Here is a 25,985-nt window from a genome sequence, read left to right as displayed (position 1 = left end):
GGGCCGGCCTCGCCCCCACAACGCAGAACCCCCGGCATGCCGGGGGTTCCGAGGGACGCACACGCCAGTGGCGCGATTACCAGTTGCCGGCGCCCGGCACGTTGTGTTCGCGGGCGCGGCGGCGCATCAGCAGGTTCAGCCACTCCACCAGCACCGAGAAGCCCATCGCGGCATAGATGTAGGGCTTCGGCACGTGCACGTCCAGGCCGTCCAGGATCAGCACCGCGCCGATCAGCAGGATGAAGGCCAGGGCCAGCATCTTCACGGTCGGGTTGGCATCGATGAAGCGGCCCAGCGGGTTGGCGGCCAGCAGCATCACCAGGACCGACAGCAGGATGGCGGCCACCATCACCGGGATGTGGTCGGCGATGCCGACGGCGGTGATCACCGAGTCCAGCGAGAACACGATGTCGATCACCGCGATCTGGGCGATCACGTAGCCGAACACGGCCGACGCCTTGGTCGTGCTGGGATCTTCATCCTCGCCGCCGCTGATCAGTTCCTTGATCTCCATGAAGCCCTTGATGATCAGGAACAGGCCACCGACGATCAGCACCAGGTCGCGGATGGAGATGCCCATGCCGGCCACGGTGAACAGGTTGGCCGCCATGTGCGCCAGGTAGGCCAGCGACACCAGCAGCGCGATACGCGTGATGCACGCCACGGCGATGCCGAGCTTGCGCGCGAACGGGCGACGCTCTTCCGGCAGCTTGCTGACGGCGATGGAAATGAACACCAGGTTGTCGATGCCGAGCACGATTTCCAGCGCACTGAGGGTGAACAGGGTCACCCAGGCATTGGGGTCGGCGAGGAACTCAAAGGACATGGAAACTCTTCAAGGCAGTGGGGGAATGGGGGTTTCAGCCGTAATTGCCGGCCAGCGCGTGCGGAACCACGACCAGCGCCCAGCACAGCAGCACGTTCATCATCAGCACGAACACCGCGGCCGAGCCCATGTCCTTGGCGCGGCCGGCCAGCTCATGGATCTCGCTGCCGTAGCGTTCGATCACCGCTTCGATGGCCGAGTTGGCCAGTTCCATCGCCAGCACCAGTAGCATCGAGCCGATCAGCAGCGCGCGTTCGACCGGGGTCTGGCCCAGCCAGATCGCGACCGGAGTCAGCATCACCAGCAGGTACACCTCCAGCCGGAACGAGGACTCGTGCAGCCAGGCGGCGCGTAGGCCCTGCCAGGACCAGCGGGCAGCCTGGAAGATGCGGCGCGGACCGCGGGGCATGTGGCCGAACTGATCAGCCACGGGTGGAACATCCAGCAACAGGGACGCGGCGCAGCGACCGCTCAGACGCACGGCAGGGAATCATGGGTGCACAGGAATAGGCAGATGGCCGCCATTTTGCCACAAGGCCGCCAACCGCACCCCGCGCCGGCCCGCTGAACGGCCTGCCAGGGGCAAGCACCGGGCCGGGCCGTGCTCCTATGATGGATGCCCCCTTGCCTGCTGGAGCGCCTGATGTCCCGTCGCCGTACCTGCCTGCTGATGCTGGGCCTGCTGACCGCCGCACCGCTTGCCCAGGCCCTGGGCCCGGCCAAGCCGCCGCAGGTGCCCGAACAGGTCTCCAACGTGGCCTGGGCCGGCGACATGGCCCGCTTCGCCAGCGCCGACCAGTCCAACCCGCCGCCGCGCGGTGGCATTGAATTCATCGGCAGTTCCTCGATCCGCATGTGGGCGAGCCTGGCGGCGGACTTCCCGGGCCAGCCGGTGTTCAACCGCGGCTTTGGTGGTTCGGAAGTGCGAGACAGCACCTGGTACGCCGACCGCATCGTGGTGCCGTATGCGCCCTGCAAGGTGTTCTTCTACGCGGGCGACAACGACCTCAACAGTGGCCGCAGCGCCGTGCAGGTGCGCGACGATGTGGTTGCCTTCGTGCAGCGCGTGCACCGCGACCTGCCGAAGACCAGGGTGGAGTACCTGTCGATCAAGCCGAGCCCGTCCCGTGCGCATCTGCTGCCGGCGATCAACGAAGCCAACACGCTGATCAAGGCCGCGCTGGCCAAGCTGCCCAACACCGGCTTCACCGACGTCTACACGCCGATGCTCGGTGCCGATGGCCAGCCGGATGCGACGCTGTTCCGCGAGGACATGCTGCACATGACCCCGGCCGGCTACGCGATCTGGACCAAGGCGCTGGCGCCGAAGGTCAACTGCAACTGAGGCGGACGTGCGCCGGGCATGGCCCGGCGCTGCCGCAACACTATCCACGCATGGCGTGGATCTACTGAATTCATCCACGCATGGCGTGGATCCACTGCGGATCGCGGGGAACTGTCGAAGGCGGGGCGGTGTGGGTGTGCAGGACCGTTGGCGCCATGGATGGCGCCATCGAGCCCCCATGGATGGGTTTACGGCGTGTCCTGCACACCCACGCCGCCCCGCCACTCCTCGGAATGCCCGCTTTTGATGTTGATGTTGCCTCGGCGGGTGCCGGGCGCAGCCCGGCCAAAGCCCACTACCGGAAGATCACCGTGGCTTCGGTGCCCTTGCCCGGCTCGCTGGCCAGGCTGACCTTCCAGCCGAAGCGGTCGCACAACCGGCGCACGATCGACAGGCCCAGGCCGGTGCCCTGCGGGCGGCTTGGCTCAGCGCGGTAGAACGGCTCGAACGCGCGCGACAGCGCCTCGGCGGACATGCCGATGCCGGTATCGCGCACCACCACGCGGTCATTGAGCACGTGCACGTCGATACGCCCTTCGTCGGTGTAACTGCAGGCGTTGCGTACCAGGTTGCTGACCACGACCTGCAGCACCCGCGGCGGCGCGTGCAGCTGCACCGGGCCTTCGCTGTGCAGGTGCACCGACACCGGCCGGTTGCCCAGCAGCTCGTTGGCGTTGTCCACCTCGTAGCGGACGATGTCGTTGACGTCGAACAGCTCGATCTGCGGTTCGACGTCGGCCTCGCGGGCCAGGATCAGGAACGCATCGATCACCGCTTCCATGTCACGGCCGGCGCGCTGGATGCGCTGCAGGCTGCGGCGCAGGCGCGGCTGCAGGGTTTCATCGCCCAGGGCCATGTCGCTGGCCACGCGGATGACGGTCAACGGCGTGCGCAGCTCGTGGCTGGCATCACGGGTGAAGTTGCGCTCGCGGGCCACATGCGCGCTGACCCGGTTGGCCAGCGAATGCAGCGCGGCGGCCAGCTGCCGGGTCTCGCCCTGCATGTCCGCGGGCAGCTTGTTCGGCTCCAGGTCGGCCGCTTCGGGATGGCCCGGGTCCCAGCGCGACACACGCCGTGCCAGCCAGTTCACCGGCGACACCAGGCGCTTGGAGGCACGGTAGGTGACCCAGCTGGCGCCATACACCGCCAGCAAGGTCAGCAGCACGGGCACGATACCGAACCAGAACGCCAGCATCTCCGCTCGCGAACGCAGGAATACCAGGTACAGGCGACCAGCCGGGCGCACGTCGACCAGCACCAGCTGGTCGTCCTTGGGCAGCTCGTGGAAGCCGGGCTCCAGGGTGCGCAGGTTGGCCGGCAATGACAGCGCCGACTGCCCGCTTTCCAGCAGGTAGCCGCGGATGTTCTGGGTATTGGGTGGCGGCTGCACCGGCGAGGCCTCGTGCAGCGTCCAGTAGTACGCCGCTTCCTCGCGCAGGGCCGCGCCGACCAGGCTGTGCTTGATCACCAGCGAGACCAGCCAGGCACCGAGCAGGATGCCCAGGCTGGCCAGAACTGCCTGCAGGATGAAGGCGATACGGATCTTGCGCGGCAGGCCGTGCGGCATTGCGGGGTCCCGGTCAGAGCGCTGCGATTATAGGCAGCGCACCGCGCCGTAGTCGTGCACGGACGATGACCGGCGGCAACGCCGGCCGGTCATCCCCTGCCACGTGCGAGGCCGTTGCCCGGCCGGGCCTGCTGCTGCACCGGCGCGGGCCCCGATCAGGCCATCGGCTGGGCGATATCGGCAATGCGATAGCCGGCGCTCTGCACCGTGTGCAGCAGCGGACGGTCGAACGGCTTGTCGATGATCTTGCGCAGGTTGTACAGATGGCTGCGCAGGGTGTCCGAATCCGGCAGGCCGTTGCCCCAGATCTCGCGTTCGATCTCCTGGCGGGTGACCACGCGCGGCGATTCGCGCATCAGGATGGTCAGCAGGCGCAGGCCGATCGGCGACAGCTGCAGCTCGGTGCCGGCACGGGTAGCACGCATGCTGACCGGATCGAGCACCAGGTCGGCGACCTTCAGCACCTCCGAACCGACCTGGCGACGTTCGCGACGGATCAGCGCGCGCAGGCGGGCTTCCAGCTCCTGGATCGCGAACGGCTTGGTCAGGTAGTCATCGGCGCCGAAACCCAGGCCGGTGAGCTTGTCGTCCAGGGTGTCGCGTGCCGTGAGCATCAGCACCGGTGTGGACTTGCGCGCATCGTTGCGCAGGCGACGGCATACTTCGATGCCATCCAGGCGCGGCAACATGAGATCGAGCACCACGACGTCATAGCTGTTTTCCGCCGCGAGGCGGTAGCCATCCAGGCCGTCCTGTGCATAGTCGACTTCGAAGCCGCGACCTTCCAGGTATTCCCCGATCATCTCGGAGATGTTGCGGTTGTCTTCGACCACCAGCACCAAGCCGGAAGTCTCCTTCGTCTGACGCATGTGATTCCCTCTAACTTCAGCTTTGTGAAACATGCCGGATCGACGGTGGACGTGATGTGAAGTTCCGTCAAGAGGAAATCAAATGGTTCAGAGCAGCGGCCTGAGCAGTGGCCAGACATTGTCCAGCACCTTCGGCTGTGCCTGCGCCGTGGGGTGCAGGCCATCGGCCTGCATCATGCCCGGCTCCAGGGCCACGCCCTCCAGCAGGAACGGCAGCAGCGGCACCTTGTACTGCGTGGCCAGCGCCTTGTAGGCCGCCGCCAGGCGCTGGCGATAGGCCGGCCCATAGTTGGGCGGTACGTCGATGCCCAGCAGCAGCACCTTGGCACCGGCCTTCTGGCTGGCCTGCACCATCTTCTCCAGGTTGCCCTGCACCTGCGCCGGGGTCAGCCCGCGCAGCGCGTCATTGCCGCCCAGCGCAATCACCACCACGGTCGGTTTTTCCTTCGCCAGCAGGCCCGGCAGGCGGGTCAGCGCGCCGGCGGTGGTTTCCCCGCTCATGCTGGCGTTGACGATGCGCGCCGGGGTTTTCGACTGCTGCCTGACCCGCTGCTGCAGCAGGCTGACCCAGCCGGCGTCGGCAGGGATATTGTGGGCAGCACTGAGGCTGTCGCCGAGTACCAGCACGGTGCCGGCCGGACCTTTGGCACAGGCCAGCCCGGGCAGCAGCAGGAACCCTAGCAGCAGCACCATCATCGCGCCGGCTCGCCGGCTCCATCCCGTCTTGCGCATTGGAGTCTCCTCATCGACAGCCTGTCCCCCCGCAGCGCGTCCGTCGCCATCGTCGTCGACCAGGTCGGCAAGTCCGTGCAGGGCCCGGAGGGTGAAGTCCACATACTGGACAACATCACCCTGACCGTCCATGAAGGCACCAGCGCGGCCATCGTCGGCGCCTCCGGCTCCGGCAAGACCACCCTGCTCGGCCTGCTGGCCGGGCTGGACCTGCCCAGCCGCGGCCGCATCGCGCTGTCCGGCCAGGATCTGGGCGATCTCGATGAAGAGGCGCGTGCGCAGCTGCGCGCGCGCGAAGTCGGCTTCGTGTTCCAGAGCTTCCACCTGCTGCCGGCACTGACCGCCGCCGAGAACGTCGCACTGCCGCTGGAACTGGCCGGGCGCGAGGACCGCGTGCGGGTGGACGAGGTGCTGGCGCAGGTCGGCCTGGCCCATCGCGCCCGCCACTACCCGCGCCAGCTGTCCGGCGGCGAGCAGCAGCGCGTGGCGCTGGCACGCGCCTTCGTCACCCGCCCGCGCATCCTGTTCGCCGACGAACCGACCGGCTCGCTGGACCATGCCACCGGCCAGCACATCAGCGACCTGCTGTTCGAGCTCAATGCCGGCAGCGGCACCACCCTGGTGCTGGTCACCCACGACCTGCGCCTGGCCCAGCGTTGCCAGTACATCCACCGCATCGACGACGGCCGCCTGCTGCCGGTCGAGCACGGGGCGCAGGCATGAACCTGCTGCGGCATGCGTGGCGCGCGCTGCGCCGCGAGGCGCTGGCCGGCGACCTGCTGACCGTGTTCGCCGCGCTGGTGCTGGGCGTAGCGGTGATGACCGCGGTGGGCACGCTGGTGAACCGGGTCAACCTGGCGCTGACCGGCAGCGCGGCGGAAATGCTCGGCGGCGACCTCGGCATCGCCGGCCGCGATGACCCGCCACAGGCGTTCGCCGACGAGGCGCGGCGGCGAGGACTGGCCTACACCCGCATCGCCAGTTTCGGCAGCGTGCTGTTCAACGGCGATGCCAGCCAGATGGCCAGCATCAAGGCCGTGCAGGCGGGCTATCCGCTGCGCGGCACGCTGCGGGTACGGGCCACGCCCGGCGGTGCGTTGATCACCGATGCCGGCACGCCACCCAAGGGCCATGCCTATGCCGACCCACGCCTGCTGCAGGGGCTGGGGCTGAAGGCCGGCGATGACCTCGAATTCGGCGCCGGCACGCTGCGCATCGCCGGCATCATCGAGGCCGAGCCGGACACCGGTGGCGACCTGTTGACGCTCTCCCCCACCCTGCTGGTCAACCGCGCCGACGTGGAAGGCACCGGACTGCTCGGCCCCGGCAGCCGCATCAACTACCGGCTGATGTTCGCCGGAGCGGCAGACCAGATCACTGCGCTTCGGCAATGGCTGCTGCCGCAGGTGAAGGGGCTGCGCCTGCTGAGCGTGGACGACACCCAGCGCGGCGTGCGCCAGGCATTCGATCTGGCCGGGCGCTTCCTCGGCCTCAGCGCGCTGCTGGCGGTACTGCTGGCCGGTGTGGCCACGGCGCTGGCAGCCAACCGCTTCGCGCTGCGCCGCATCGACCAGGTAGCGATCCTGCGCTGCCTGGGCGCGCGCCAGCGCGACATCCTGCTGGGCCTGGCGCTGCAGCTGCTGATGCTGGCGGTACCGGCCTGTGCGCTCGGCATCGGCCTGGGCATGGCCGCGCAGGAAGGTCTGGTGCAGGTGCTGGGCAGCCTGGTGCCGCAGCGGCTGCCGCTGCCGGAAGCGATGCCGGCGCTGACCGGCGCCGGCATCGGCCTGTTGCTGCTGTTCGGCTTCGGCCTGCCGCCGCTGCTGCGCCTACGCGGGGTGCCGCCGATGCGCGTGCTCAACCGTTCCTTCGCCGCGCTGCCGCCGGCCTCGTTGCTGGCCTATGTGGCGGCGTTGGCCGCCAGCCTGCTGCTGGCGATGCAGGTCACCGGCGACCTGAAACTGGCACTGTGGGTGCTGGGCGGCCTGGCCGCACTGGCGGTGGCAGCCGGTGGGGCCGGCTTCGTGCTGCTGCAGCTGCTGCGCGGCCTGCAGCACCGCCTGCATGGCAACTGGCGGCTGGGCCTGGCCGCGCTGACCCGGCGCCGGCTGCTGGCGGTGATGCAGCTGGTCGGACTGTCGCTGTCGCTGTGCGCGCTGTTGCTGCTGGCAGTCACCGGCCCCGGCCTGCTGCAGCAGTGGCGCGAGCGCCTGCCTGCGGATACCCCCAACTACTTCCTGATCAACATCCAGCCCGAGCAGCGCGACAGCGTGCTGGCCACGCTGCGTGGACTGGGCGCCAGTGACGCCAGCATCGAACCGATGGCCACCGGCCGCCTGATCGCGATCAACGGCAAGCCGCCGCTGCGCGTGGACCGCTCGCCTGAACAGAACGGGCAGCCGGCGTCCAGCGAGGCCCAGCGCGACGACGATGACGAGAACCGGCCGTTGAACTTCAGCTGGCGCAGCACCTTCCCGCCGGCCAACACGCTGGTCAACGGCACCTTCTGGAAGGCCGACAGCGTCGCGGCAGAGGCTTCGGTGGAAATCGGCTGGGCCAAGCGCTACGGCGTGTACCCGGGCGACCGCATCAGCATTGCAGTGGGCGAGCAGGAACGCGAATTCACCGTGACCAGCGTGCGCAAGGCCGACTGGAACACCTTCCGGCCGAACTTCTTCGTGCTACTGAACCCGAATGCGGTGGGTGACACCCCGCACAACCTGCTGTCGGCGTTCCATCTGCCGGCCGGCAAGGCAGCGGGACTGGGCGAGCTGGTACGCGCGCAGCCGAACCTGTCGCTGCTGGACGTGGACGCGGTGATCTCGCAGGTGCGCGATGTGATGGAACGGGTGGCGCAGGCGGTGCAGCTGGTGATGGTGTTCAGCCTGCTGGCCGGCGTGCTGGTGCTGCTGGCCGCGCTGCAGGCCACCGCCGGCGAGCGTCGCTACGACAGCGCGGTGCTGCGCACGCTGGGCGCGACCCGGCGCCAGCTGCGTGGCGCGGTGCTGGTCGAGTTCGGCGCGCTGGGCACGCTGGCGGCGTTGCTGGCGGTGGGCGCCGCCGCGGCCATCGGCGTGGCGGTCTCGCAGAAGGTGTTCGAGCTGCCGTTGCTGCCGCCGTGGCCGGGCCTGCTGATCGGCGGCGTGGTCGGCATCGGGTTGAGCCTGCTGGCGGGCTGGTGGGGTACGCGGGCGATCCTGCATACGCCGCCGGCATTGGCGCTGCGCGAGGCCTGACGCGGCCATGACACGCACGGGGTGGGGCTGGCGCTATGCTGCGCGCCCCACCCCGATGAGATCGCCCGGATGCCCGGCACGTCGTTCGCTGCTTACCTGTACCCGGTGTTGCTGCTGCTCGGCAGCAACATCTTCATGACCTTCGCCTGGTACGGCCACCTGAAGTACAAGAGCGCGCCGTTGATGATGGTGATCATGGTCAGCTGGGGCATCGCCTTCTTCGAATACTGCCTGCAGGTGCCCGGCAACCGGCTGGGCAGTGCGGTGTATTCGGCGCCGCAGCTGAAGGGCATGCAGGAAGTGATCACGCTGCTGGTGTTCGCGGTGTTCTCCGCGTTCTACCTGGGCCAGCCGCTGAAGTGGAACCACTACGCCGCGTTCGGGTTGATCGTGGCGGCGGCGTTTCTGATGTTCAAGGAATAGCAATGAGACACGGCTTCTGCCTGCGCGCGCTTCTCGTCGGCGTGCCGCTGCTGTTGGCGATGCTGCCCGCATGTGCCCGCACTGCGGTGGGCCATGTCCCGGACCCGGTGCAGGCCTTCGTGCTGGAAACGGTACTGGCCGATGAGGTGCGCGCCTTCCATGAGGGCCGCCAGACCTATCTGGTTCCGGCCGATGCAGCGCACGCGCGTGGCGATGCCGAGGTGCTGGCCGACCTGCGCGCGGAGTTCGACCGGTTCTACCGGGGGCAACCAACGCCGAGAAAGGAAGTGGCGCACATGGCGATCCTGGTCGCGCAGACCGCGCTGCTGCTGCCCGACCCGCAGGCGTGCAGCACCGATCGCGTGCGCTGCAACGAAGCCATCATGGGCGTCCGCACGCGCGATGACGAGGCGAGCCTGCAGGCCACCCTGCGTGCGTTCAAGGACGCCGGGGTGGACCTGACCACCTTGAGCGGGCCGGCGTCCTGAGTGCAGGGCATCCACGCATGGCGTGGATGCGGTGCCGAGCAAGCTCGGCACCCACCGGCGCCGTGGCGATCAGCCTTCCTTCGGCGCCTTCTCAACGTACTTGGCGAACACCTCGTCGATCTGCTTGTCCTTCACCTTCTTGCCGGACTGGATCTCTTCGGCCTGGGTGAACAGCGGAATGATCATCGCCATGCCATCGATCTTGGTCTTCAGGTGCACGCCCGGGGCCTGGGTCAGGAAACCGTCCCAGCGCTGACGCACCTTGGCCCAGTAGCCAGCAGTGGCCTTCCAGTAATTGCGCGCCGGAGTGAAGTCGATCTCGGTGGTCTTCACGTAGTCGTTGAAGCCGAACTCGCGGGCGATCTCCACCTGGCTGCCGTCGGCGTTGCGCTGCACCTTGGTGTTGAACTGCTCGTGGGTCCAGCCATTGGGCGTGAGCGTGTGGCGGTTGACCACGGCCAGCGCGTTGTAATCGCTGCGCTTGGTGTACTCACGGCGTGGCAACGGGCGCCAGCTGAGGTCGCTGGTCCAGGTCGGCACGTTGTTGGTGTAGGTCCAGGTGCCGGTGCCGCAGTAGCGCGGTGCATCGCTCACTTCGTACACGCACTGGGTCCAGGCGCCCGTGTTCACGGCCGCCGGAATGCTGCGTACCTGCCAGGTCTGGTCGGCACTGAACTCGAAGCGGTTCGGCGCTTCGTAGACCCAGTCCTGGCGCCAGTGCTTGGTGATGTGACCGCTCTTCTCGTCCAGCAGCAGATGCTGCAGCACGATGCGCTTCGGCGTGTCTTCCACCACGATGACCACTTCGTTGCCGCCGCTGCGCATCGCCGGCGCGCGCTCATAACCGGGCTTGAGCAGCACGGTTTCGTCGAAGGCGAAGTCCACGGTGTACTCACCCTGCATGGCAAGGATGCTGTCGTGGTCACGGGCGATATCGGAGGGCTGCGCGCTGGCCGCGCCGCTGGCGGCGAGCAGCAGCATTGCGCTGGCTGTCTGGAGCTTCATCGGGGTCTTCCTTCGGGGTTGCAGGTTCGTTGAGAGGCCATCCGTGGCCGTCGGGCGTTCCATCAGGAAAGGATCACAGGCGGATCAGCGGCAGGTCGCCGGGAACCCGCGGTGTCGGCCGGCGTGCAGCGTCGGCGCAGCAGCAATCGTCGATCGCCAGCTCGCCTTCGGCACCTTCCAAGCGCGCGATGCGACGCGCGGTGGCTGCGCCCAGCGAGGACAACGTCGAGAGGCTTGCAGCGAGGGTGCGGCCATCGTCGGCGGCGTGCAGGCGCAATGCACACAGCCGCCAGCGCTGGCCACCGAGGTGGCCGGCCAGGCGCCGCCACAGGCGTTCGCCAACACTGCCGTCGCTGTCGTGCTCCGGGCCCGGCGGCAGCGCCGCGATCAGCCGGTCCCAGGCCAAGAAATCGCTGTCGGGCAGCAGGTACAGGCGCCACACGCAGCGTCCGCGGGCATCGAGGAAACACAGGCTTTCGCGCACGCCCTCGCTGTCCACGCCCTGGCAGGCGTGCACGCGTACCGCCTGGCGCCAGCCACCGAGTTCGTTGCCGTCGGCGCGGTACAGGCACAACACGGTGCCGAGCGTGGCCAGCTGTGCCGGCGTCGGCCAGGCCGCGCTGCCCTGCGCGGCGATGGCGTCATTCCTGCGTGCGGACAAGGCTCGGCTCATGAGGTCACCAGGAAACGGCAAGGCTGGCGGAGAGGGTGCGGCCCGGGCTGGTGTAGCGATCCAGCACGCGGCTGGTCGGCGACAGCGTCGAACCCACGTTGGACCAATCGATGTAGCGCTTGTCGCCCAGGTTGAACACGCCGACGTTGAAGGTCGCGCCCGGGGCGAATTTCCAGTGCGCCATCAGGTCGGCCACGCCGTAGCCGGCCGGGCGGTACACCGTGGCCGCGGTGACGCGGTCCTTGCGCTTGACGAAGGTACCGGCCAGTTCGACGCCCCAGGTGTCGGTGTCGTACATCAGGCCGACGGTGCCGCGCAGCGGGTCGACCGAATCCAGCGGCGTATCTTCGGTCTTGTTGTCGCCGCGCGACCACGCCACCGAACTGCGCAGCGCCCAACCCTGCAGCGCCGGGCTGATCTGGCCGAAGTCGACGCCGGCCTTCATCTCGGCACCGTAGATGCGCGCATCGGCGATGTTGCGCGACTGGAACACCATCAGGCCCTGTGCGTTGGTACCGACCAGCGACTGCGACTCGATGAAGTCCTTGTACTCGTTGTAGTAGCCGCTGAGGCTGACGTAGGCCGCCGGCGACAGGAAGCGCAGGCCCAGTTCCATGCCGTCACTTGTTTCCGGCTTCAGGTCCGGATTGGGAATGGCGGTGTAACCGAAGGCGAAGTTGGTGAAGCCCAGGTTGACGTCGTTGTACGGCGGCGAGCGGAAGCCATGCGAATAGCCGGCAAACAGCGACCATTCGTCGGTGAAGCGATAGACCATGCCCAGCTTCGGCGACACGCTGGTCTTGGTCAGCTTGGCCACCGCAACGCCGGGATTGTCTTCGGCGAAGATGCTGTCCACCTCCGGCTTCAGTTCGTAGCGGTCCACGCGCACGCCCGGCACCAGCGACAGCTTGCCGCCGGCCATGCGCATTTCATCCTGCGCATACAGGCCCAGCTCGGTGGTCTTGCTGATCGGGAAATCGCGTACCGGGAAGGCGTCGGGCAGGATGGTGGTGCTGGTCTGGCCGTTGGCCAGCACCTGGTAGCCATCGCGCTTCTGGCGGATTTCGGTGCGCGCACCCTCGAAGCCATAGGTCAACGCGTGCTCGACGCTGCCGGTGCTGAATGCCTTGTTGAACTGTGCCTGCAGGCCGTACACGCGCTGGTCGAAATTGAACTCGCGGTGGCGACGGCTGCGGTTGGCACGGTCCTCGTCGGTGATCTGGTTGGTTTCGCTGTGCTGGGTATACAGCTGCCAATGCAGGCTGTCGGCGAAGCCCTTGTCCAGCGCATCCATTTCATGGGCGAACGACACGCGGGTACGGTTCTGCGTGTCGCGCGCCTTCATGCCAGTGGTGGTGGTGCGGTCGATCGAGGAAAGCACGTTGGTATCGGTGTTGTCTTCGTTGCCTTCCACGGTCAGGCGGAAGCGCTGGTCCTCGCTCGGTGCGTAGACCAGCTTGGCCAGGCCACTGCGACCGTCGCGGTCCTGCGGGTTGGGCGCGGTACGGGTGTTGTCGAGGCTGCGCACGTCGCCCTTGTTGTCGGTTTCCTGGCCCTGGCGATGGTTGATGTTGACCATGCCGCTCCAGTGCTCGCCGCCGAACGCGCTGGTGACGCCACCGAGCAGGCCCTTCCACTCACCGTCGTAGCCGAACTTCAGGCCGACGTAGCTGTCCTTGCCATCCTTCAGGTAGTCGGCCGGATCCTTGGTGACGAAGGCAACCACACCACCGAGCGCATCGGACCCGTACAGCGAGCTGGCCGGGCCACGCACGATCTCCACGCGCTTGAGCGTATCCAGATCGGTGAAGTTGCGGTTGGCGTTGGAAAACGAACCGATGTTGAAGCTGGTGGGCATGGCGATGCCATCGGTCTGCACGCGCACGCGGTTGCCGTCCAGGCCACGGATGCGGATGCTGCCGAGGCCGAAGCGCGCGGCGCTGCGGCTGACCGACAGGCCCGGCTCGTAGCGCAGCAGATCCTTGATGTCCTGCACCAGGTGCCGGTCCATCTGCTCGCGGTCGATGACGTCCACGGTGGCCGCCACATCGCTCACCGCCCGCTCGGTACGGGTGGCGGTGACCTGCACACGGTCGAATTCGCGCGCGGCGGGTGCGGCGGTGGCCGCGGCAGCAGCGTGGGCGGACAGCGGCAGGGCCATCCAGACGGCAAGGCAAAGGGCGGTTTGGCGGGTCATCGGGTTCGTTCGGTCAGGCAGGGGAACCCCCGGTTACCGGCACACCCGGAGGGTGCACGCGGTAGACCGAGGGGGAGAGAGCGGGAGCGGACGGGTCGCCCACCCTGTCGGCGCAGCCGGCAGGAGGGAGGGGGGCGGGCGACCAGGCCGCGATTACTTGGTCAGGATCAGCTTGTCGTTGCTGGTGTGCCGCAGGCGATAGAAGCGGTCGCCGTGCTGGATCAGGATTTCACGACGGCCCTTGAGCAGGGCTTCGCTGTCGATGACCTCTTCCGGCGGAACGACACGGACCGGACGATCGCGGAGGGTCAGCGTTTCGGGGCGCAGCAGTACAGGTTGAGCATTCATGAGCATCTGGACTCGTGCGAGGGACGAGTTAAATGATAATGATTCTCAGTTGACAATCAACAACCATTCTCAATTTCATTGATGAGATTAATGATCGAATTCGAAAATTCGATAGATATCATCAATCAAAGAACGACACCGTGCCTTTGTAGAGTCGAGCGTGGCCCGACTCTACAAAGGGCTGTCAGGCGAAGACGGCCTCGACCTGCGCCCAGCCAGCCGCGTCGACCTGCTCCAGCACGTCCAGGGCCTGCAGGTTCTGCAGCAGCTGGCTGACCCGGCTGGCACCGAGGATCACGCTGGAGACGTTCGGGTTGCGCAGGCACCAGGCGATGGCCAGCGTGGCCGGGGCGTGCCCCAGCGCGCGCGCCACCTCGCTGAAGCGGCGCACCTGGGCCAGGCGGGCTTCGGTGTCGTCCCCCAGCACCAGCGCCTGCAGCCATTCCATGCCCTCGCGGCCCAGCCGCGCATCGACCGGAATGCCCTGGTCGTACTTGCCGCTGAGCAGGCCCGAGGCCAGCGGTGAGAAGATGGTCGTGCCCAGGCCGGCACCGGCATACAGCGGCGCATACTCGACCTCGACGCGCTCGCGGTGCAGCAGGTTGTACTGCGGCTGCTCCATCGACGGGCCCTGCAGGTTGCGCGCCTCGGCGATGTCCAGCGCCTGCTGGATCTGCAGCGCCGACCACTCCGAGGTACCCCAGTAGAGGATCTTGCCCTGCCGCACCAGGGTATCCATGGCATGCACGGTCTCGGCGATCGGCGCGTCCGGATCCGGGCGATGGCAGTAATAAAGGTCCAGGTAGTCCACCCGCAGGCGCTTGAGCGCAGCATGGCAGGCGTCGGTCACATGCTTGCGCGACAAGCCGCGCTGGGTCGGCCGCGGATCCTTGGCGCTGCCGAAGAACACCTTGCTGGAGACGCAGATGCCGTCGCGCGGCAGGCGCAGGTCGGCGATCACATCGCCCATCACCTGTTCGGCGCGGCCGTTGGCATAGCCCTCGGCGTTGTCGAAGAAGTTGACGCCGTGGTCCCAGGCGGCAGCCACCAGGTTGCGGGCCTCGTCGCGCGGGATCTGGTCACCGAAGGTCACCCAGGCGCCGAAGGACAGGGCGGAAATCGGCAGGCCGGTAGAGCCCAGGCGACGGTATTGCATGCGAATCTCCTGCTGCGGGCCCGCATCCGGGCCGGGATCGAGCCCCATTCTACCTGCCGCCGCTGGCCGCAAGCCCTTGCCGTTGCTGGCCTGATCGGTACCGATGGGTGCGCACACGCTGCTTTTTCTTGCCCCGGCCCCTGCCCTGCACTAGGCTTCCCGTTTTTCGCGACGCCCCAGGGGAGTCACTCACATGGTCGAAGGTTTGGGCAGGATCGGCTTCGGCCTGTTCGGGTTGGCGGTGCTGATCGGCATCACCTGGTTGTTTTCCAACAACAAGCGTGCGGTTGACTGGAAGCTGGTTGCCACCGGTATCACCCTGCAGATCGCATTCGCGGCGCTGGTGATCCTGGTGCCGGGCGGGCGCGACGTGTTCGACGCGCTGGGCAAGGGCTTCGTCAAGATTCTCAGCTTCGTCAACGAGGGCTCGGGCTTCATCTTCGGCTCGTTGATGGACACCAAGAACTACGGCTTCATCTTCGCCTTCCAGGTGCTGCCGACCATCATCTTCTTCTCGGCGCTGATGGGGGTGATGTACCACCTCAACGTCATGCAGGGCATCGTGCGCGTGATGGCCTGGTCCATCACCAAGGTGATGCGCGTGTCCGGCGCGGAAACCACCAGCGTCTGCGCCAGCGTCTTCATCGGCCAGACCGAGGCGCCGCTGACCGTGCGCCCGTACATTGCCAAGATGACCCAGTCCGAGCTGCTGACCATGATGATCGGCGGCATGGCCCACATCGCCGGCGGCGTGCTGGCGGCCTACGTGGGCATGCTCGGCGGTGGCGACCCGGCGCAACAGGCCTTCTACGCCAAGCACCTGCTGGCGGCGAGCATCATGGCGGCTCCGGCCACCCTGGTCGTGGCCAAGCTGCTGATCCCGGAAACCGGCACCCCGCTGACCCGCGGCACGGTGAAGATGGAAGTCGAAAAGACCTCCAGCAACATCATCGACGCGGCCGCTGCCGGTGCCGGTGACGGCCTGAAGCTGGCGCTGAACATCGGCGCGATGCTGCTGGCCTTCATCGCCCTGATCGCGCTGCTGAACGCCCCGCTGACCTGGATCGGCGATGTGACCGGCCTGGCCGCTGCCATCGGCAAGCCGACCAACCTGTCGACCATTTTCGGTTACGTGCTGGCCCCGATCGCCTGGGTGATCGGTACCCCGTGGGCCGATGCCACCACCGTCGGTTCGCTGATCGGCCAGAAGGTCGTGATCAACGAGTTCGTGGCCTACACCGAGCTGTCGCAGATCGTGAACGGCCAGGTGGCCGGCGTGAGCCTGTCCGAAGAAGGTCGCCTGATCGCCACCTACGCGCTGTGCGGCTTTGCCAACTTCAGCTCGATCGCGATCCAGATCGGCGGTATCGGCGGCCTGGCTCCGGAACGTCGCCACGATCTGGCCAAGTTCGGCCTGCGCGCGGTGTTGGGCGGTACCATTGCCACCTTCATGACGGCGACCATCGCCGGCGTGCTGACGCACTTCAGTTGAACCCTTGGTTGAGAAAAGATTCCCTATGAGCAGCAGTGTCGTTGTCGTCGGTTCCTTCAATGTCGATCACGTGTGGCGGTGCGAGTCGCTGCCGGCACCGGGTGCGACCATTGCCGGCCGCTACAGCACCGGCCCCGGTGGCAAGGGCTTCAACCAGGCCGTGGCGGCCTGCCGCGCCGGCGCCGACACCCACTTCGTGTGCGCGCTGGGCGATGACGCCGGTGGCGCCACCGCGCGCGAACTGGCCGCACAGGATGGCTTCGGGCTGATCGCCGAAGCCAGCAGCGAGCCGACCGGCACCGCGGGCATCTATGTGGACGCGCGTGGCCGCAACACCATCGTGATCGGCCCGGGTGCCAACGCCGCGCTGAGCACCGACTTCCTGCAACAGCAGCAGGCCCTGCTGACCCGCGCCAAGGTGGTGCTGGTGCAACTGGAATCGCCGGTGCAGACCATCGAGGCGGCGCTGGCCACGGCCCGCGAGGCCGGTGTCACCACCGTGCTCAACACTGCACCGGCCGACGCGCCCTCGACCATCGGCCTGCTCAAGCTGGCCGATGTGATCACCCCGAACGAGACCGAGTTCGCTGCCCTGCTCGGCCGCCATGTGGGTGAGCGCGTGGATGCCAACGACGTCGCCGCGCTGGATGGCGCCAGCCTGCATGCGCTGTGCCGCAAGCTGGTCGGCAATGGCACCGTGGTGGTGACCCTGGGTTCGGTGGGCGTGTTCGTGTCGCACGCCGACGAGAACCTGCGCGGCGATACCCAGCCGTACTACCGTGTCGGTGCCGAACAGGTGCAGGCCATCGACACCACGGGTGCCGGTGACGCCTTCAACGGCGCGCTGGCCGCGTCGCTGGCGCAGGTCGTCGACGCCCCGTTCGCCCGCCACGTGCGCTTCGCCAACCAGTTCGCCGGTCGTTCGACCGAGAAGGAAGGCGCCGCTGCGGCGATGCCGCGCTTCACCCCGGCAGACGCCGAAGCAAAATAGATCCACGCCATGCGTGGATGAGAGGGCCCGGATGTGCAGGCACCCGGGCCTTTCTTTTGGCCAGTTCCCAGCGGCTGCGACTGCCGGTCGCATTGCCCACACCCTGCCCCTCGCCCACCATCCGCGCAGCTTCCTTGCACGGGCAGGACATGGACGGATTCCCCTGGTTGCTGGTCGCGGCCGCCGGCAGTGCCATCGCGGCCCTGCTGCATATCGGCTGCATCGCTTTTGGTGCCCCTTGGTACAGGTACTTCGGTGCCGGCCCGCGCATGGTCCAGCTGGCACAGGCCGGGCATTGGTGGCCACCGCTGATGACCGCCGGCATCACGGCCGTGCTGGTGGCCTGGACCCTGTATGCACTGGCCGCCGCGGGTTGGCATTCACCGCTGCCGGCCAGCCGCCTGGTCCTGCCCGCCATCGCTGCCTTGCTGCTGCTGCGCGCGGCAATGGGCTTCGGCCTGGCGCTGTTCCGCCCCGGCTACAACGGCGTACGCTTCTGGGCGGCCAGTTCGCTGGTCTGCCTGGGCCTGGGGCTGGCCTTCGCCGTGGGTACCCGCCAGGCCTGGCAGAGCCTGGGCTAGCCGCCTACCATCGCCCGCCCTTGGGGGCGGCGGAAGCAACCGTCAAGCATCTGCTGATGCCGGTACAGCATGAGGTCGGTGCCGATCGGCCTGAACCGGGACGCGCCCGACACGGCCGTACCGCCGCCCTCGCCCTACAATGGGCGCATGCAGATCGGCCCGTACACCATTGCCCCCAACGTCGTGCTGGCGCCCATGGCCGGCGTCACCGACAAGCCCTTCCGCCTGCTGTGCAAACGGCTGGGTGCGGGACTGGCCGCCTCGGAAATGACCATCAGCGACCCGCGCTTCTGGAACACGCGCAAGTCGATCCACCGCATGGACCATGACGGCGAACCGGCACCGATCAGCGTGCAGATCGCCGGCACCGAGCCGCAGCAGCTGGCCGAGGCCGCACGCTACAACGTCGACCACGGCGCGCAGATCATCGACATCAACATGGGCTGCCCGGCCAAGAAGGTGTGCAACGCCTGGGCCGGCTCGGCACTGATGCGCGACGAACAGCTGGTGGCGCGCATCCTCGAAGCCGTGGTCAACGCGGTGGACGTGCCGGTCACGCTGAAGATCCGCACCGGTTGGGACTGCGACCACCGCAATGGCCCGGTGATCGCGCGCATCGCCGAGGACAGCGGTATCGCTGCACTGGCCGTGCACGGCCGCACCCGCGACCAGCATTACACCGGCCAGGCGGAGTACGCCACGATCGGTGAGATCAAGGCCGCGCTGCGCATTCCGGTGATCGCCAACGGCGATATCGATTCGCCGCAGAAGGCCGCCTACGTGCTGCAGCAGACCGGCGTGGACGCAGTGATGATCGGCCGCTCGGCACAGGGCCGGCCATGGATCTTCCGCGAGGTGGCGCACTACCTGGCCACCGGCGAGGAGCTTCCGCCGCCGTCGCTGGAGGAAGTGCGCGACATCCTGCTCGGCCACCTGCATGCGCTGCATGCGTTCTACGGCGAGCCACAGGGCGTGCGCATCGCGCGCAAGCACCTGGGCTGGTATGCCAAGGACCGGCCGGAGAATGCGGCCTTCCGCGCAGTGGTCAACCGTGCCGAGGATCCGGCCAGCCAGATCGCATTGACCACCGAATACTTCGACCGCCTGATCGCCGGGGACCCGGCGCTGCCGTCGGCCGCCTGATCGCCCCCAGTCCGTGGTCGAGCCTGCTCGACTGCCTCACACCCGGATTTCCAGAGCCGTCGAGCACGCTCGACGCTACAAGAGCCCACCATGACGCCGCCGATCTCTTCCCCGACCTATCTGCACGGCTTTTCCGGCACCGAGCAGCAGCGCCTGATGACCCAGGCCCGGCTGCTGGAATCGAGCATCTTCGGCCAGATCGACTACAGCGGCGCGCGGCGCCTGCTGGAAGTCGGCAGCGGCGTCGGCGCACAGACCGAGATCCTGCTGCGCCGCTTCCCCGAGCTGCACGTGACCGGCGTGGACCTGAGCGAAACGCAGCTGGCCACCGCGCGTGAGAACCTGGCGCGCACGCCGTGGTGCAGCGACCGCTACACCCTGCAGCAGGCCGACGCCGGTGAGCTGCCGTTCGAAGCACGCAGCTTCGACGCGGCGTTCCTGTGCTGGGTGCTGGAGCACGTGCCGTCACCGGCGCGCGTGCTGAGCGAAGTGCGCCGGGTGCTGGCACCGGGTTCGCCGGTGTACATCACCGAGGTGATGAATGCCTCGTTCCTGCTCGACCCGTATTCGCCGCATATCTGGCGCTACTGGATGGCCTTCAACGATTTCCAGTACGACCACGGGGGCGACCCGTTCGTCGGCGCCAAGCTGGGCAACCTGCTGCTGGCCGGCGGCTTCCGCGACGTGCATACCGAGATCAAGACCATCCACCTGGACAACCGCGAACCAGCGCGTCGCAAGACGATGATCGCGTTCTGGGAGCAGCTGCTGCTGTCGGCAGCCGACCAGCTGCTGCAGGCCGGCTCGGTGGACGAGGAAACCGTGGAAGGCATGCGCCGCGAGTTCCGCCTGGTGCAGAACGACCCGAACGCGGTGTTCTTCTATTCGTTCGTGCAGGGCCGCGCCACGGTGTATTGATCCGTACGGTGTTGATTCGGTAGAGCCACGCCACGCGTGGCTGTCACCGCCGATGTCCCTTCATCCACGCATGGCGTGGATCTACGGGTGCGCGGCACCAGTCGCGGAGGCTGCCGGCTCCTGCCAGATCCGCTGCCACATCGCGGCCAACCGTCGACCGGCGTCAGCGCGCGCGGCAGGACTGCTGTAATCCACGCGCACCTGCTCGGGCGTGATCGCCCGCCACTGCCCATCAGCCTGTTCGGCCACGACGAAGTTGAAGGTGTAGTCCGGCTCCAGCCCCATGCGCAGGTCGCTCAGCACCAGCCGGCCGTCCACGACCTGCGCACGCATGAAGCCGCGGTTGAACCACTGCAGCTGCTGCACCGCCGGGATGGCCGCCGCTTCGCGCAAGGCCTGCACGTTGGACGCGTGGCCCTCGAACCGCATCGGCCCGTGGTCGGCCACCAGCGAGCGGTCGCCCACCACGTAGCCGCTGGGCGTCATCGCCACCACCCGCCACAGCAGGGTATTGAACGGCATCGGCACCGAGAAGCGCGGCGCATCGCCCAGGCCCATCGCGGCCAGGCCCTGCTGCGCGGCATGGTCGACCTGTGCCTTGGCGATCAGGCCCCAGCCCAGATAGCCACTGCTGAGCAGCAGGGCCATGCCCAGCACCTTGCCCGCCCAGGGCCGGGCGCGGCCAAACCAGGCCAGCACGCAGCCCAGCAGCAGCCACACCGTGTAGCCGAGATCGATGATGAAGACACTGGAACCCATGGTCGGATGTGGGCGCAGCGGCCACCACAGCTGCGTGCCATAGACGGTGAATGCATCCAGCACGGGATGGGTGACCAGCGCCAGCTGGATCGCCCAGAACCAGCGCACCGGTGACTGTGCGACCCGACCGTTGCCGAAGCGCTTGAACAGCCACCAGATCAGCGCCGCTACCCAGGGCAGCACCAGCAGCGAATGGCTGAAGCTGCGGTGCTCGATCATGTTCGCCACCGGGTCGGCAGCGGTGAAGCCGAGCCACAGGGCATCGAGGTCCGGCAGGGTGCCAAGCGCTGCACCGGCCAGCAGGGCCGCGCGGCGATGGCCGGGCGGAGCGATGGCAGCAGCGACGGCGCCGCCGAGCACGATCTGGGTCAGGGAATCCATTGGTCGATGCTAGCGGCTTGCGGGCGCGCCGTCTCACTCCCGGACACCGCTTCTGTAGAGTCGACTGCCAGTCGACTGCTCTTCCATCAGGTTGCGGAAACCGCGCGCTACGTGCGACAGGCGACTCTACGGAAACGGGTCATGCTGCCTGCGACAAGCGCGCACCCGGCAGTTCCACAAGGGTCTGGCCGTTGTGGTCGAGCAGGCGCAGCGCGCCATCATGGTCTTCGGCCAGTGCGGTCAGGCTCTCCACCCAGTCGCCGTCGTTGGCGTAGACCAGGCCATCGCGTTCGACCAGCGCCGCGCGGTGGATATGGCCGCAGACGATGCCGTCCAGGCCGCGCCGACGCACGTCATCCAGCCCGGCCTGCACGAAACGCTCGATGTAGCGTTCGGCGGCGCCGCTGCGCTTCTTCAGGAACTCCGACAGCGACCAGTAGCGCATGCCCAGCCGGCGCCGCACCGCGTTCAGCGCCTGGTTGCCGGTGAGGATGCGGTAGTACAGCCAGTCGCCGAATTTTTCCTGCAGGCCGCCGAAGTGGGTCACGCCGTCGTACTCGTCCCCGTGTGCGACCAGCAACCTGCGGCCATCGGCGGTCACGTGGATGGCACGGCGGCGCACCTGCATGGCCGGCAGCATCACCCCGCATATGTGGCGCAGCGATGCGTCGTGGTTGCCGGGAATGTAGATGATCTCGGTGCCTGCACGGCGCAGGGCGTGCAGAGCCTGGATGACTTCACTGTGCGACTGCCGCCAGTTGGCGCGGCGATGCGCCATCCACCACAGGTCGATGATGTCGCCAACCAGGTACAGCCGTTCGCAGCGCAGCTGTGAGAGGAACCGCGCCAGCTCGGTGGCATGGCAATGACGTGAGCCCAGGTGCACGTCGGAGACGAACACTGCGCGCCGGTGTGGCGACAGGTTCGCCAGCGTGCTCATGCCGGCGTCCCCGCGTCGCGCAGGTAGCGTTTGCGCTTGTTCGGCCGGATCGCGCACAGGTCGACTTCGATCAGGCCGTCGATCGAATCACTGAAATCCGGATCGACACCGAAAGCCAGGAAACGCGCACCGCCGGGTTCGCACAGATCGGTGTACTGGCGGTACAGCGTCGGCACCCCGGTGCCGAGTGCGGCCAGGTTGGCCTTGAGCACATCGAAGGCTGCGCCTGCATCCAGCTCACCGAAACTCGGCGGCGCAGCGAAGTACTGGAAGGGGCGGTTCGATTCGGCCAGGCCGGCGCTACCGCTGTAGTAGCGCTGGTAGTACGCCACCAGCTGCTCGCGTGCATCGCGTGGCAGGGCCGCGCTGATCGACACCGCGCCGAACAGGTAGCGGATGCCCGGTCGGCACTGCAGGTAGGCACCAATGCCCTGCCACAGGTAGTCCAGGCTGCGGCTGCCCCAGTAGTCGGGCACCACGAAGCTGCGGCCCAGCTCCAGGCCCTCGGCGATGTGGGTGATCGCATCATCGGAATAGCGGAACAGCGACGCGCTGTAGAGTCCGGACAGGCCGTGCCGGGCCAGGGCCTGGGCGCCGCGCATGATGCGGTAGGCACCGGCGATGCGCTGCGCCGCCGCATCCCAGATCACGATGTGTTCGTACTGCGGGTCGTAGTCGTCCAGGTCGCGGCTGCGCCCTGTGCCCTCGCCCACCTGGCGGAAGGTCAGTTCGCGCAGGCGGCCCAGTTCCAGCAGCAGCGGTGAATCGGCGGTACAGGTCGCCAGCAGGATCTGCTTGCCATCGGCGGTCTGGCCCAGCTGGGTGGCCGCGGCAATGCCGGCAGCGACCTGCGAAGGCGGCACGGGGGACGCCAGTGGCTCGGGGCCTGCGAAGGCAGCGGCATTGCCGGCCGCGCCATTGCGGCCCAGCGCGTAGAGCGCGCGGCGCACGGCCAGCAGCTGTGCGCCCGGGTCGCCGCCCTTGCCCAGCTGCATCGGCTCACCGATGCTCAGCCGCAGCGGGCGGCCACGACGGGTGAACATCTCGCGCGCCAGCAGCGCGGTTCCGGCCGGCTTGAACAGGGTCGAGGCACCATAGAACAGCGCCGAATTGCGCGCTTCCACCCGCACCGGCAGCACCGGCGCACCGGCCGCGCGGGCAAAGCGGACGAATCCCCGCTGCCAACGGCCGTCGCGGATGCCGCGCAGCGACAGCCGCGAGACCTCGCCGGCCGGGAACACGATCACGCACTGCTCGGCGGCCAATGCTTCCTCCACGGCATGCAGGCTGCCGCGCTGCGCCTTGCCGCCGAGGATGCGCACCGGCAGCAGCAGGTCCTGCAGCGGCGCGATCGCCCCCAGCAGGTCGTTGGCCACGATCCGCACATCACGACGGATGCGGCCGACCGCGTCCAGCAGTGCGAGAGCGTCCAGCGCCCCGGACGGGTGATTGGCGACGATCAGCAGGCGGCCGGTGGCCGGGATCTTCGCCAGCGCGGCCGGATCCACCTGGTACTGGCCGTCGATGAATTCCAGGCCGGCGGCGACGAAACCGAAGCCGCGCAGGCCTGAACTGCGCTGCAGGAAGGCCTCGATCTGGTCCAGGCGCGACCAGCGGCCGACGCTGCGCAGCAACGGCCGCGCCAGTTGGCCACGACGGCCATGGAACCAATCGGGGAAACGTTGCTGGAGACGCTGTTCGAGTTCCTGCATGGCGGATCCACTCATACCCGGCGGCCGGATTGGCCGACAGCCTGCGCCCGGCAGGCGGCAGCCAGATGGCGGTTTCGGGGCAGAACGATGACGGCTGGCCGCTCTGGCGGACGGCGTCGTGGCCTGCGCGGTCGGGGCCGGCAGCCGTCCCGTCTGTTGTCACGCTGGTAGAACACTGGGCCTCGAGGCTGGCCCCCAATCCCGGCCGGACGGCCCCTGCCGGGCCTACACGGGCTTAACCACCGGCAACCGGTACAGGTTCACAATGCACAGGCGGCGCACCCCGTGTATCATTCGCGCCCATCTTTCCATCCGAATCAAGGGATATTACGCCTGATGTCCAGCTATCTCTTCACCTCCGAGTCGGTCTCCGAAGGCCATCCGGACAAGGTTGCCGACCAGATCTCCGATGCGGTGCTGGACGCGATCCTGACCCAGGACCAGCGCGCCCGCGTGGCCTGCGAGACCATGGTCAAGACCGGCGTTGCCATCGTGGCCGGTGAAATCACCACCAGCGCCTGGATCGACCTGGAAGCGCTGACCCGCAAGGTCATCACGGACATCGGCTACGACAGCTCCGACGTCGGCTTCGACGGCGCCACCTGTGGCGTGCTGAACCTGATCGGCAAGCAGTCGCCGCACATCGCCCAGGGCGTGGATCGCAAGAAGCCGGAAGAAATGGGCGCTGGCGACCAGGGCCTGATGTTCGGCTATGCCACCAACGAAACCGACAGCTACATGCCGGCCGCGATCCACCTGTCGCACCGCCTGGTCGAGCAGCAGGCCAAGATCCGCAAGAAGAAGAATTCGCCGCTGTCGTGGCTGCGCCCGGACGCCAAGAGCCAGGTCACCCTGCGCTATGAAAACGGCGTGGTTTCGGCCATCGACGCCGTGGTCCTGTCGACCCAGCACGCCCCGGGCATCAAGCAGAAGGACCTCATCGAGGCCGTCCGCGAAGAGATCATCAAGCCGGTGCTGCCGGCCAAGTGGCTGCACAAGGGCACCAAGTTCCACATCAACCCGACCGGCAAGTTCGAGATCGGCGGCCCGGTGGGCGACTGCGGCCTGACCGGCCGCAAGATCATCGTCGACACCTACGGCGGCTGGGCCCGTCACGGTGGTGGTGCCTTCTCCGGCAAGGACCCGTCCAAGGTCGACCGTTCGGCAGCCTACGCGGCCCGCTACGTCGCCAAGAACGTGGTTGCCGCCGGCCTGGCCGACCGTTGCGAAGTGCAGGTCTCCTACGCCATCGGCGTGGCTGAGCCGACCTCGATCTCGGTCACCACCTTCGGCACCGGCAAGATCAGCGACGACAAGATCGAGAAGCTGATCCGCAAGCACTTCGACCTGCGCCCGTACGGCATCATCAAGATGCTCGACCTGGTGCACCCGATGTACCAGCAGACCGCGGCCTATGGCCACTTCGGCCGCAAGCCGAAGGAGTTCAGCTACCTCAACGGCGAAGGCGAGACCGTCAACGCCACGGCCTTCTCCTGGGAGAAGACCGACCGCGCCGCCGCCCTGCGCGCCGATGCGAAGCTGAAGTAAGAAACACGAAGGGCCGCGCAAGCGGCCCTTCTGCTTCTGGTAGAGCCGGCCGCTGGCCGGCTTTTTCATGGCCTCCGGAAACAGTCGCGTGGCTGCCGGCCAGCGGCCGGCACTACCCGGTTGCCGATACAATCGCCGCATGTCGACCGAACTGAAAACCCACCAGCTGTCCATGACCGTGCTGATGTCGCCGGAGATGGCCAATTTCTCCGGCAAGGTCCACGGTGGCGCGGTCCTGCGCCTGCTCGACCAGGTCGCCTACGCCTGCGCCAGCCGTTACGCCGGCAGCTACGTGGTCACCCTGTCGGTGGACCAGGTGATGTTCCGCCAGCCCATCGCGGTGGGCGAGCTGGTCACCTTCCTGGCCTCGGTGAACTACACCGGCACCTCGTCGATGGAGATCGGTATCAAGGTGGTGGCCGAGGACATCCTCAAGCGCAGCGTGCGCCACGCCAACAGCTGCTTCTTCACCATGGTGGCAGTGGATGAGGAAGGCCGTCCGACGCCGGTCCCGCCATTGCAGCCGGCGACGTCCGACGAGAAGCGCCGCCAGGCCGCGGCGCAGATCCGCCGCCAGCTGCGCCAGGAAATGGAACAGCGCCATCTGGAACTGCTGGCGTCGAACCCGCCGTCGCCGGAGGAATGAGCGTGAACC

The 25,985-nt window shown here is 67.7% G+C and carries 25 protein-coding genes; 12 read left to right on the top strand and 13 right to left on the bottom strand.

Translation table 11 applies throughout. The features are described from left to right. Positions 1-76: 76 nt before the first annotated feature. Both EGM71_RS03430 and EGM71_RS03425 read right to left on the bottom strand, forming a co-directional pair. The gene (locus EGM71_RS03430; RefSeq protein ID WP_004154280.1) at positions 77-826 is read right to left on the bottom strand and encodes a TerC family protein; all 750 of its coding nucleotides are present in this window, start codon (positions 824-826) and stop codon (positions 77-79) included. 34 nt (positions 827-860) lie between these two features. Then, on the bottom strand, positions 861-1,256 hold the full coding sequence (locus EGM71_RS03425; protein WP_049443619.1) for a diacylglycerol kinase: 396 nt from the start codon (positions 1,254-1,256) through the stop codon (positions 861-863). 213 nt (positions 1,257-1,469) lie between these two features. Between EGM71_RS03425 and EGM71_RS03420 the strand changes: the two genes are divergently transcribed. Next, positions 1,470-2,171 (top strand): SGNH/GDSL hydrolase family protein, encoded by a 702-nt coding sequence (locus EGM71_RS03420; protein WP_188487826.1) that lies wholly within the window; start codon positions 1,470-1,472, stop codon positions 2,169-2,171. Between the two features lie 295 nt (positions 2,172-2,466). On the opposite strand, the gene EGM71_RS03415 is transcribed toward EGM71_RS03420, so the two are convergent. The 3 genes from EGM71_RS03415 to EGM71_RS03405 all read right to left on the bottom strand — a co-directional run bounded on the left by EGM71_RS03415 (position 2,467) and on the right by EGM71_RS03405 (position 5,339). Further along, entirely contained in the window at positions 2,467-3,738 is a 1,272-nt protein-coding gene (locus tag EGM71_RS03415; protein ID WP_188487824.1) for a sensor histidine kinase, read from the bottom strand. A 155-nt stretch (positions 3,739-3,893) separates the two neighbouring features. Next, positions 3,894-4,607: a response regulator transcription factor gene (locus EGM71_RS03410; protein WP_002811889.1), complete on the bottom strand. Its 714-nt coding sequence runs from the start codon at positions 4,605-4,607 to the stop codon at positions 3,894-3,896. Between the two features lie 87 nt (positions 4,608-4,694). Further along, complete coding sequence (locus EGM71_RS03405) at positions 4,695-5,339, bottom strand: arylesterase (RefSeq protein WP_188487822.1); 645 nt, start codon at positions 5,337-5,339, stop codon at positions 4,695-4,697. A gap of 75 nt (positions 5,340-5,414) precedes the next feature. Between EGM71_RS03405 and EGM71_RS03400 the strand changes: the two genes are divergently transcribed. The 4 genes from EGM71_RS03400 (at position 5,415) to EGM71_RS03385 (ending at position 9,486) form a co-directional block, all read left to right on the top strand. Beyond that, positions 5,415-6,062: an ABC transporter ATP-binding protein gene (locus tag EGM71_RS03400; RefSeq protein ID WP_188487820.1), complete on the top strand. Its 648-nt coding sequence runs from the start codon at positions 5,415-5,417 to the stop codon at positions 6,060-6,062. Next, entirely contained in the window at positions 6,059-8,575 is a 2,517-nt protein-coding gene (locus EGM71_RS03395) for an ABC transporter permease (RefSeq protein ID WP_188487818.1), read from the top strand. The genes EGM71_RS03400 and EGM71_RS03395 overlap by 4 nt, the downstream gene beginning before the upstream one ends. Before the next feature lie 69 nt (positions 8,576-8,644). Continuing rightward, the gene (locus EGM71_RS03390; RefSeq protein ID WP_138953239.1) at positions 8,645-8,998 is read left to right on the top strand and encodes a DMT family protein; all 354 of its coding nucleotides are present in this window, start codon (positions 8,645-8,647) and stop codon (positions 8,996-8,998) included. A 2-nt stretch (positions 8,999-9,000) separates the two neighbouring features. After that, the gene (locus EGM71_RS03385; protein ID WP_188487816.1) at positions 9,001-9,486 is read left to right on the top strand and encodes a hypothetical protein; all 486 of its coding nucleotides are present in this window, start codon (positions 9,001-9,003) and stop codon (positions 9,484-9,486) included. A gap of 69 nt (positions 9,487-9,555) precedes the next feature. Here EGM71_RS03385 and EGM71_RS03380 read toward each other — a convergent pair whose 3' ends face one another. From EGM71_RS03380 to EGM71_RS03360, 5 genes are all read right to left on the bottom strand, one after another. Beyond that, entirely contained in the window at positions 9,556-10,491 is a 936-nt protein-coding gene (locus EGM71_RS03380) for a DUF6607 family protein (protein WP_188487814.1), read from the bottom strand. Between the two features lie 73 nt (positions 10,492-10,564). After that, a complete protein-coding gene (locus EGM71_RS03375) occupies positions 10,565-11,164 on the bottom strand; it encodes a Hemin transport protein (RefSeq protein ID WP_188487811.1) in 600 nt (199 codons plus the stop codon). A 4-nt stretch (positions 11,165-11,168) separates the two neighbouring features. After that, the gene (locus EGM71_RS03370; protein WP_317608633.1) at positions 11,169-13,361 is read right to left on the bottom strand and encodes a TonB-dependent hemoglobin/transferrin/lactoferrin family receptor; all 2,193 of its coding nucleotides are present in this window, start codon (positions 13,359-13,361) and stop codon (positions 11,169-11,171) included. A gap of 153 nt (positions 13,362-13,514) precedes the next feature. Beyond that, positions 13,515-13,709, bottom strand: coding sequence for a hemin uptake protein HemP (gene hemP, locus EGM71_RS03365; RefSeq protein ID WP_005412278.1), 195 nt, complete (start codon positions 13,707-13,709; stop codon positions 13,515-13,517). 184 nt (positions 13,710-13,893) lie between these two features. Next, positions 13,894-14,865, bottom strand: a complete 972-nt coding sequence (locus EGM71_RS03360; RefSeq protein ID WP_188487809.1) for an aldo/keto reductase — start codon at positions 14,863-14,865, stop codon at positions 13,894-13,896. 193 nt (positions 14,866-15,058) lie between these two features. Here EGM71_RS03360 and EGM71_RS03355 point away from each other — a divergent pair, with 193 nt between their 5' ends. The 5 genes from EGM71_RS03355 to EGM71_RS03335 all read left to right on the top strand — a co-directional run bounded on the left by EGM71_RS03355 (position 15,059) and on the right by EGM71_RS03335 (position 19,990). Continuing rightward, positions 15,059-16,357, top strand: coding sequence for a NupC/NupG family nucleoside CNT transporter (locus EGM71_RS03355; RefSeq protein WP_188487807.1), 1,299 nt, complete (start codon positions 15,059-15,061; stop codon positions 16,355-16,357). 25 nt (positions 16,358-16,382) lie between these two features. Further along, the gene (locus EGM71_RS03350; RefSeq protein ID WP_188487805.1) at positions 16,383-17,348 is read left to right on the top strand and encodes a ribokinase; all 966 of its coding nucleotides are present in this window, start codon (positions 16,383-16,385) and stop codon (positions 17,346-17,348) included. A 149-nt stretch (positions 17,349-17,497) separates the two neighbouring features. Further along, a complete protein-coding gene (locus EGM71_RS03345; RefSeq protein ID WP_188487803.1) occupies positions 17,498-17,929 on the top strand; it encodes a hypothetical protein in 432 nt (143 codons plus the stop codon). A 147-nt stretch (positions 17,930-18,076) separates the two neighbouring features. Further along, positions 18,077-19,072 (top strand): tRNA dihydrouridine synthase DusB, encoded by a 996-nt coding sequence (dusB, locus tag EGM71_RS03340; RefSeq protein WP_188487801.1) that lies wholly within the window; start codon positions 18,077-18,079, stop codon positions 19,070-19,072. A 90-nt stretch (positions 19,073-19,162) separates the two neighbouring features. Further along, entirely contained in the window at positions 19,163-19,990 is an 828-nt protein-coding gene (locus tag EGM71_RS03335; RefSeq protein WP_005408109.1) for a class I SAM-dependent methyltransferase, read from the top strand. An 81-nt stretch (positions 19,991-20,071) separates the two neighbouring features. Here EGM71_RS03335 and EGM71_RS03330 read toward each other — a convergent pair whose 3' ends face one another. The 3 genes from EGM71_RS03330 to EGM71_RS03320 all read right to left on the bottom strand — a co-directional run bounded on the left by EGM71_RS03330 (position 20,072) and on the right by EGM71_RS03320 (position 23,782). Further along, complete coding sequence (locus tag EGM71_RS03330; protein WP_188487799.1) at positions 20,072-21,130, bottom strand: metal-dependent hydrolase; 1,059 nt, start codon at positions 21,128-21,130, stop codon at positions 20,072-20,074. 139 nt (positions 21,131-21,269) lie between these two features. Further along, on the bottom strand, positions 21,270-22,070 hold the full coding sequence (locus EGM71_RS03325; RefSeq protein ID WP_188487796.1) for a UDP-2,3-diacylglucosamine diphosphatase: 801 nt from the start codon (positions 22,068-22,070) through the stop codon (positions 21,270-21,272). Continuing rightward, positions 22,067-23,782 (bottom strand): lysophospholipid acyltransferase family protein, encoded by a 1,716-nt coding sequence (locus EGM71_RS03320; RefSeq protein ID WP_188487794.1) that lies wholly within the window; start codon positions 23,780-23,782, stop codon positions 22,067-22,069. The genes EGM71_RS03325 and EGM71_RS03320 overlap by 4 nt, the downstream gene beginning before the upstream one ends. A gap of 336 nt (positions 23,783-24,118) precedes the next feature. Here EGM71_RS03320 and metK point away from each other — a divergent pair, with 336 nt between their 5' ends. Further along, positions 24,119-25,330 (top strand): methionine adenosyltransferase, encoded by a 1,212-nt coding sequence (gene metK / locus EGM71_RS03315; protein WP_010481882.1) that lies wholly within the window; start codon positions 24,119-24,121, stop codon positions 25,328-25,330. A 139-nt stretch (positions 25,331-25,469) separates the two neighbouring features. Beyond that, entirely contained in the window at positions 25,470-25,976 is a 507-nt protein-coding gene (locus EGM71_RS03310; protein ID WP_099553699.1) for an acyl-CoA thioesterase, read from the top strand. The last annotated feature ends 9 nt before the right edge of the window (positions 25,977-25,985 follow it).

This window comes from Stenotrophomonas maltophilia (assembly GCF_006970445.1).
In the GTDB taxonomy this organism is placed as follows: domain Bacteria; phylum Pseudomonadota; class Gammaproteobacteria; order Xanthomonadales; family Xanthomonadaceae; genus Stenotrophomonas; species Stenotrophomonas maltophilia_AU.
Note: the sequence above shows the minus strand (reverse complement) of the source record. Positions and strands in the feature narration are given on the sequence as shown.

Excerpts from the sequence above, each read along its gene's own strand:
- EGM71_RS03335 (WP_005408109.1), top strand. The coding sequence starts at position 19,163 with ATGACGCCGCCGATCTCTTCCCCGACCTATCTGCACGGCTTTTCCGGC.
- metK (WP_010481882.1), top strand. The coding sequence starts at position 24,119 with ATGTCCAGCTATCTCTTCACCTCCGAGTCGGTCTCCGAAGGCCATCCG.
- EGM71_RS03310 (WP_099553699.1), top strand. The coding sequence starts at position 25,470 with ATGTCGACCGAACTGAAAACCCACCAGCTGTCCATGACCGTGCTGATG.
- EGM71_RS03325 (WP_188487796.1), bottom strand. The coding sequence starts at position 22,070 with ATGAGCACGCTGGCGAACCTGTCGCCACACCGGCGCGCAGTGTTCGTC.
- EGM71_RS03430 (WP_004154280.1), bottom strand. The coding sequence starts at position 826 with ATGTCCTTTGAGTTCCTCGCCGACCCCAATGCCTGGGTGACCCTGTTC.
- dusB (WP_188487801.1), top strand. The coding sequence starts at position 18,077 with ATGCAGATCGGCCCGTACACCATTGCCCCCAACGTCGTGCTGGCGCCC.
- EGM71_RS03395 (WP_188487818.1), top strand. The coding sequence starts at position 6,059 with ATGAACCTGCTGCGGCATGCGTGGCGCGCGCTGCGCCGCGAGGCGCTG.
- EGM71_RS03410 (WP_002811889.1), bottom strand. The coding sequence starts at position 4,607 with ATGCGTCAGACGAAGGAGACTTCCGGCTTGGTGCTGGTGGTCGAAGAC.
- hemP (WP_005412278.1), bottom strand. The coding sequence starts at position 13,709 with ATGAATGCTCAACCTGTACTGCTGCGCCCCGAAACGCTGACCCTCCGC.
- EGM71_RS03375 (WP_188487811.1), bottom strand. The coding sequence starts at position 11,164 with ATGAGCCGAGCCTTGTCCGCACGCAGGAATGACGCCATCGCCGCGCAG.
- EGM71_RS03320 (WP_188487794.1), bottom strand. The coding sequence starts at position 23,782 with ATGCAGGAACTCGAACAGCGTCTCCAGCAACGTTTCCCCGATTGGTTC.
- EGM71_RS03330 (WP_188487799.1), bottom strand. The coding sequence starts at position 21,130 with ATGGATTCCCTGACCCAGATCGTGCTCGGCGGCGCCGTCGCTGCTGCC.
- EGM71_RS03380 (WP_188487814.1), bottom strand. The coding sequence starts at position 10,491 with ATGAAGCTCCAGACAGCCAGCGCAATGCTGCTGCTCGCCGCCAGCGGC.
- EGM71_RS03415 (WP_188487824.1), bottom strand. The coding sequence starts at position 3,738 with ATGCCGCACGGCCTGCCGCGCAAGATCCGTATCGCCTTCATCCTGCAG.
- EGM71_RS03360 (WP_188487809.1), bottom strand. The coding sequence starts at position 14,865 with ATGCAATACCGTCGCCTGGGCTCTACCGGCCTGCCGATTTCCGCCCTG.
- EGM71_RS03390 (WP_138953239.1), top strand. The coding sequence starts at position 8,645 with ATGCCCGGCACGTCGTTCGCTGCTTACCTGTACCCGGTGTTGCTGCTG.
- EGM71_RS03345 (WP_188487803.1), top strand. The coding sequence starts at position 17,498 with ATGGACGGATTCCCCTGGTTGCTGGTCGCGGCCGCCGGCAGTGCCATC.
- EGM71_RS03405 (WP_188487822.1), bottom strand. The coding sequence starts at position 5,339 with ATGCGCAAGACGGGATGGAGCCGGCGAGCCGGCGCGATGATGGTGCTG.
- EGM71_RS03350 (WP_188487805.1), top strand. The coding sequence starts at position 16,383 with ATGAGCAGCAGTGTCGTTGTCGTCGGTTCCTTCAATGTCGATCACGTG.
- EGM71_RS03420 (WP_188487826.1), top strand. The coding sequence starts at position 1,470 with ATGTCCCGTCGCCGTACCTGCCTGCTGATGCTGGGCCTGCTGACCGCC.
- EGM71_RS03370 (WP_317608633.1), bottom strand. The coding sequence starts at position 13,361 with ATGACCCGCCAAACCGCCCTTTGCCTTGCCGTCTGGATGGCCCTGCCG.
- EGM71_RS03355 (WP_188487807.1), top strand. The coding sequence starts at position 15,059 with ATGGTCGAAGGTTTGGGCAGGATCGGCTTCGGCCTGTTCGGGTTGGCG.
- EGM71_RS03385 (WP_188487816.1), top strand. The coding sequence starts at position 9,001 with ATGAGACACGGCTTCTGCCTGCGCGCGCTTCTCGTCGGCGTGCCGCTG.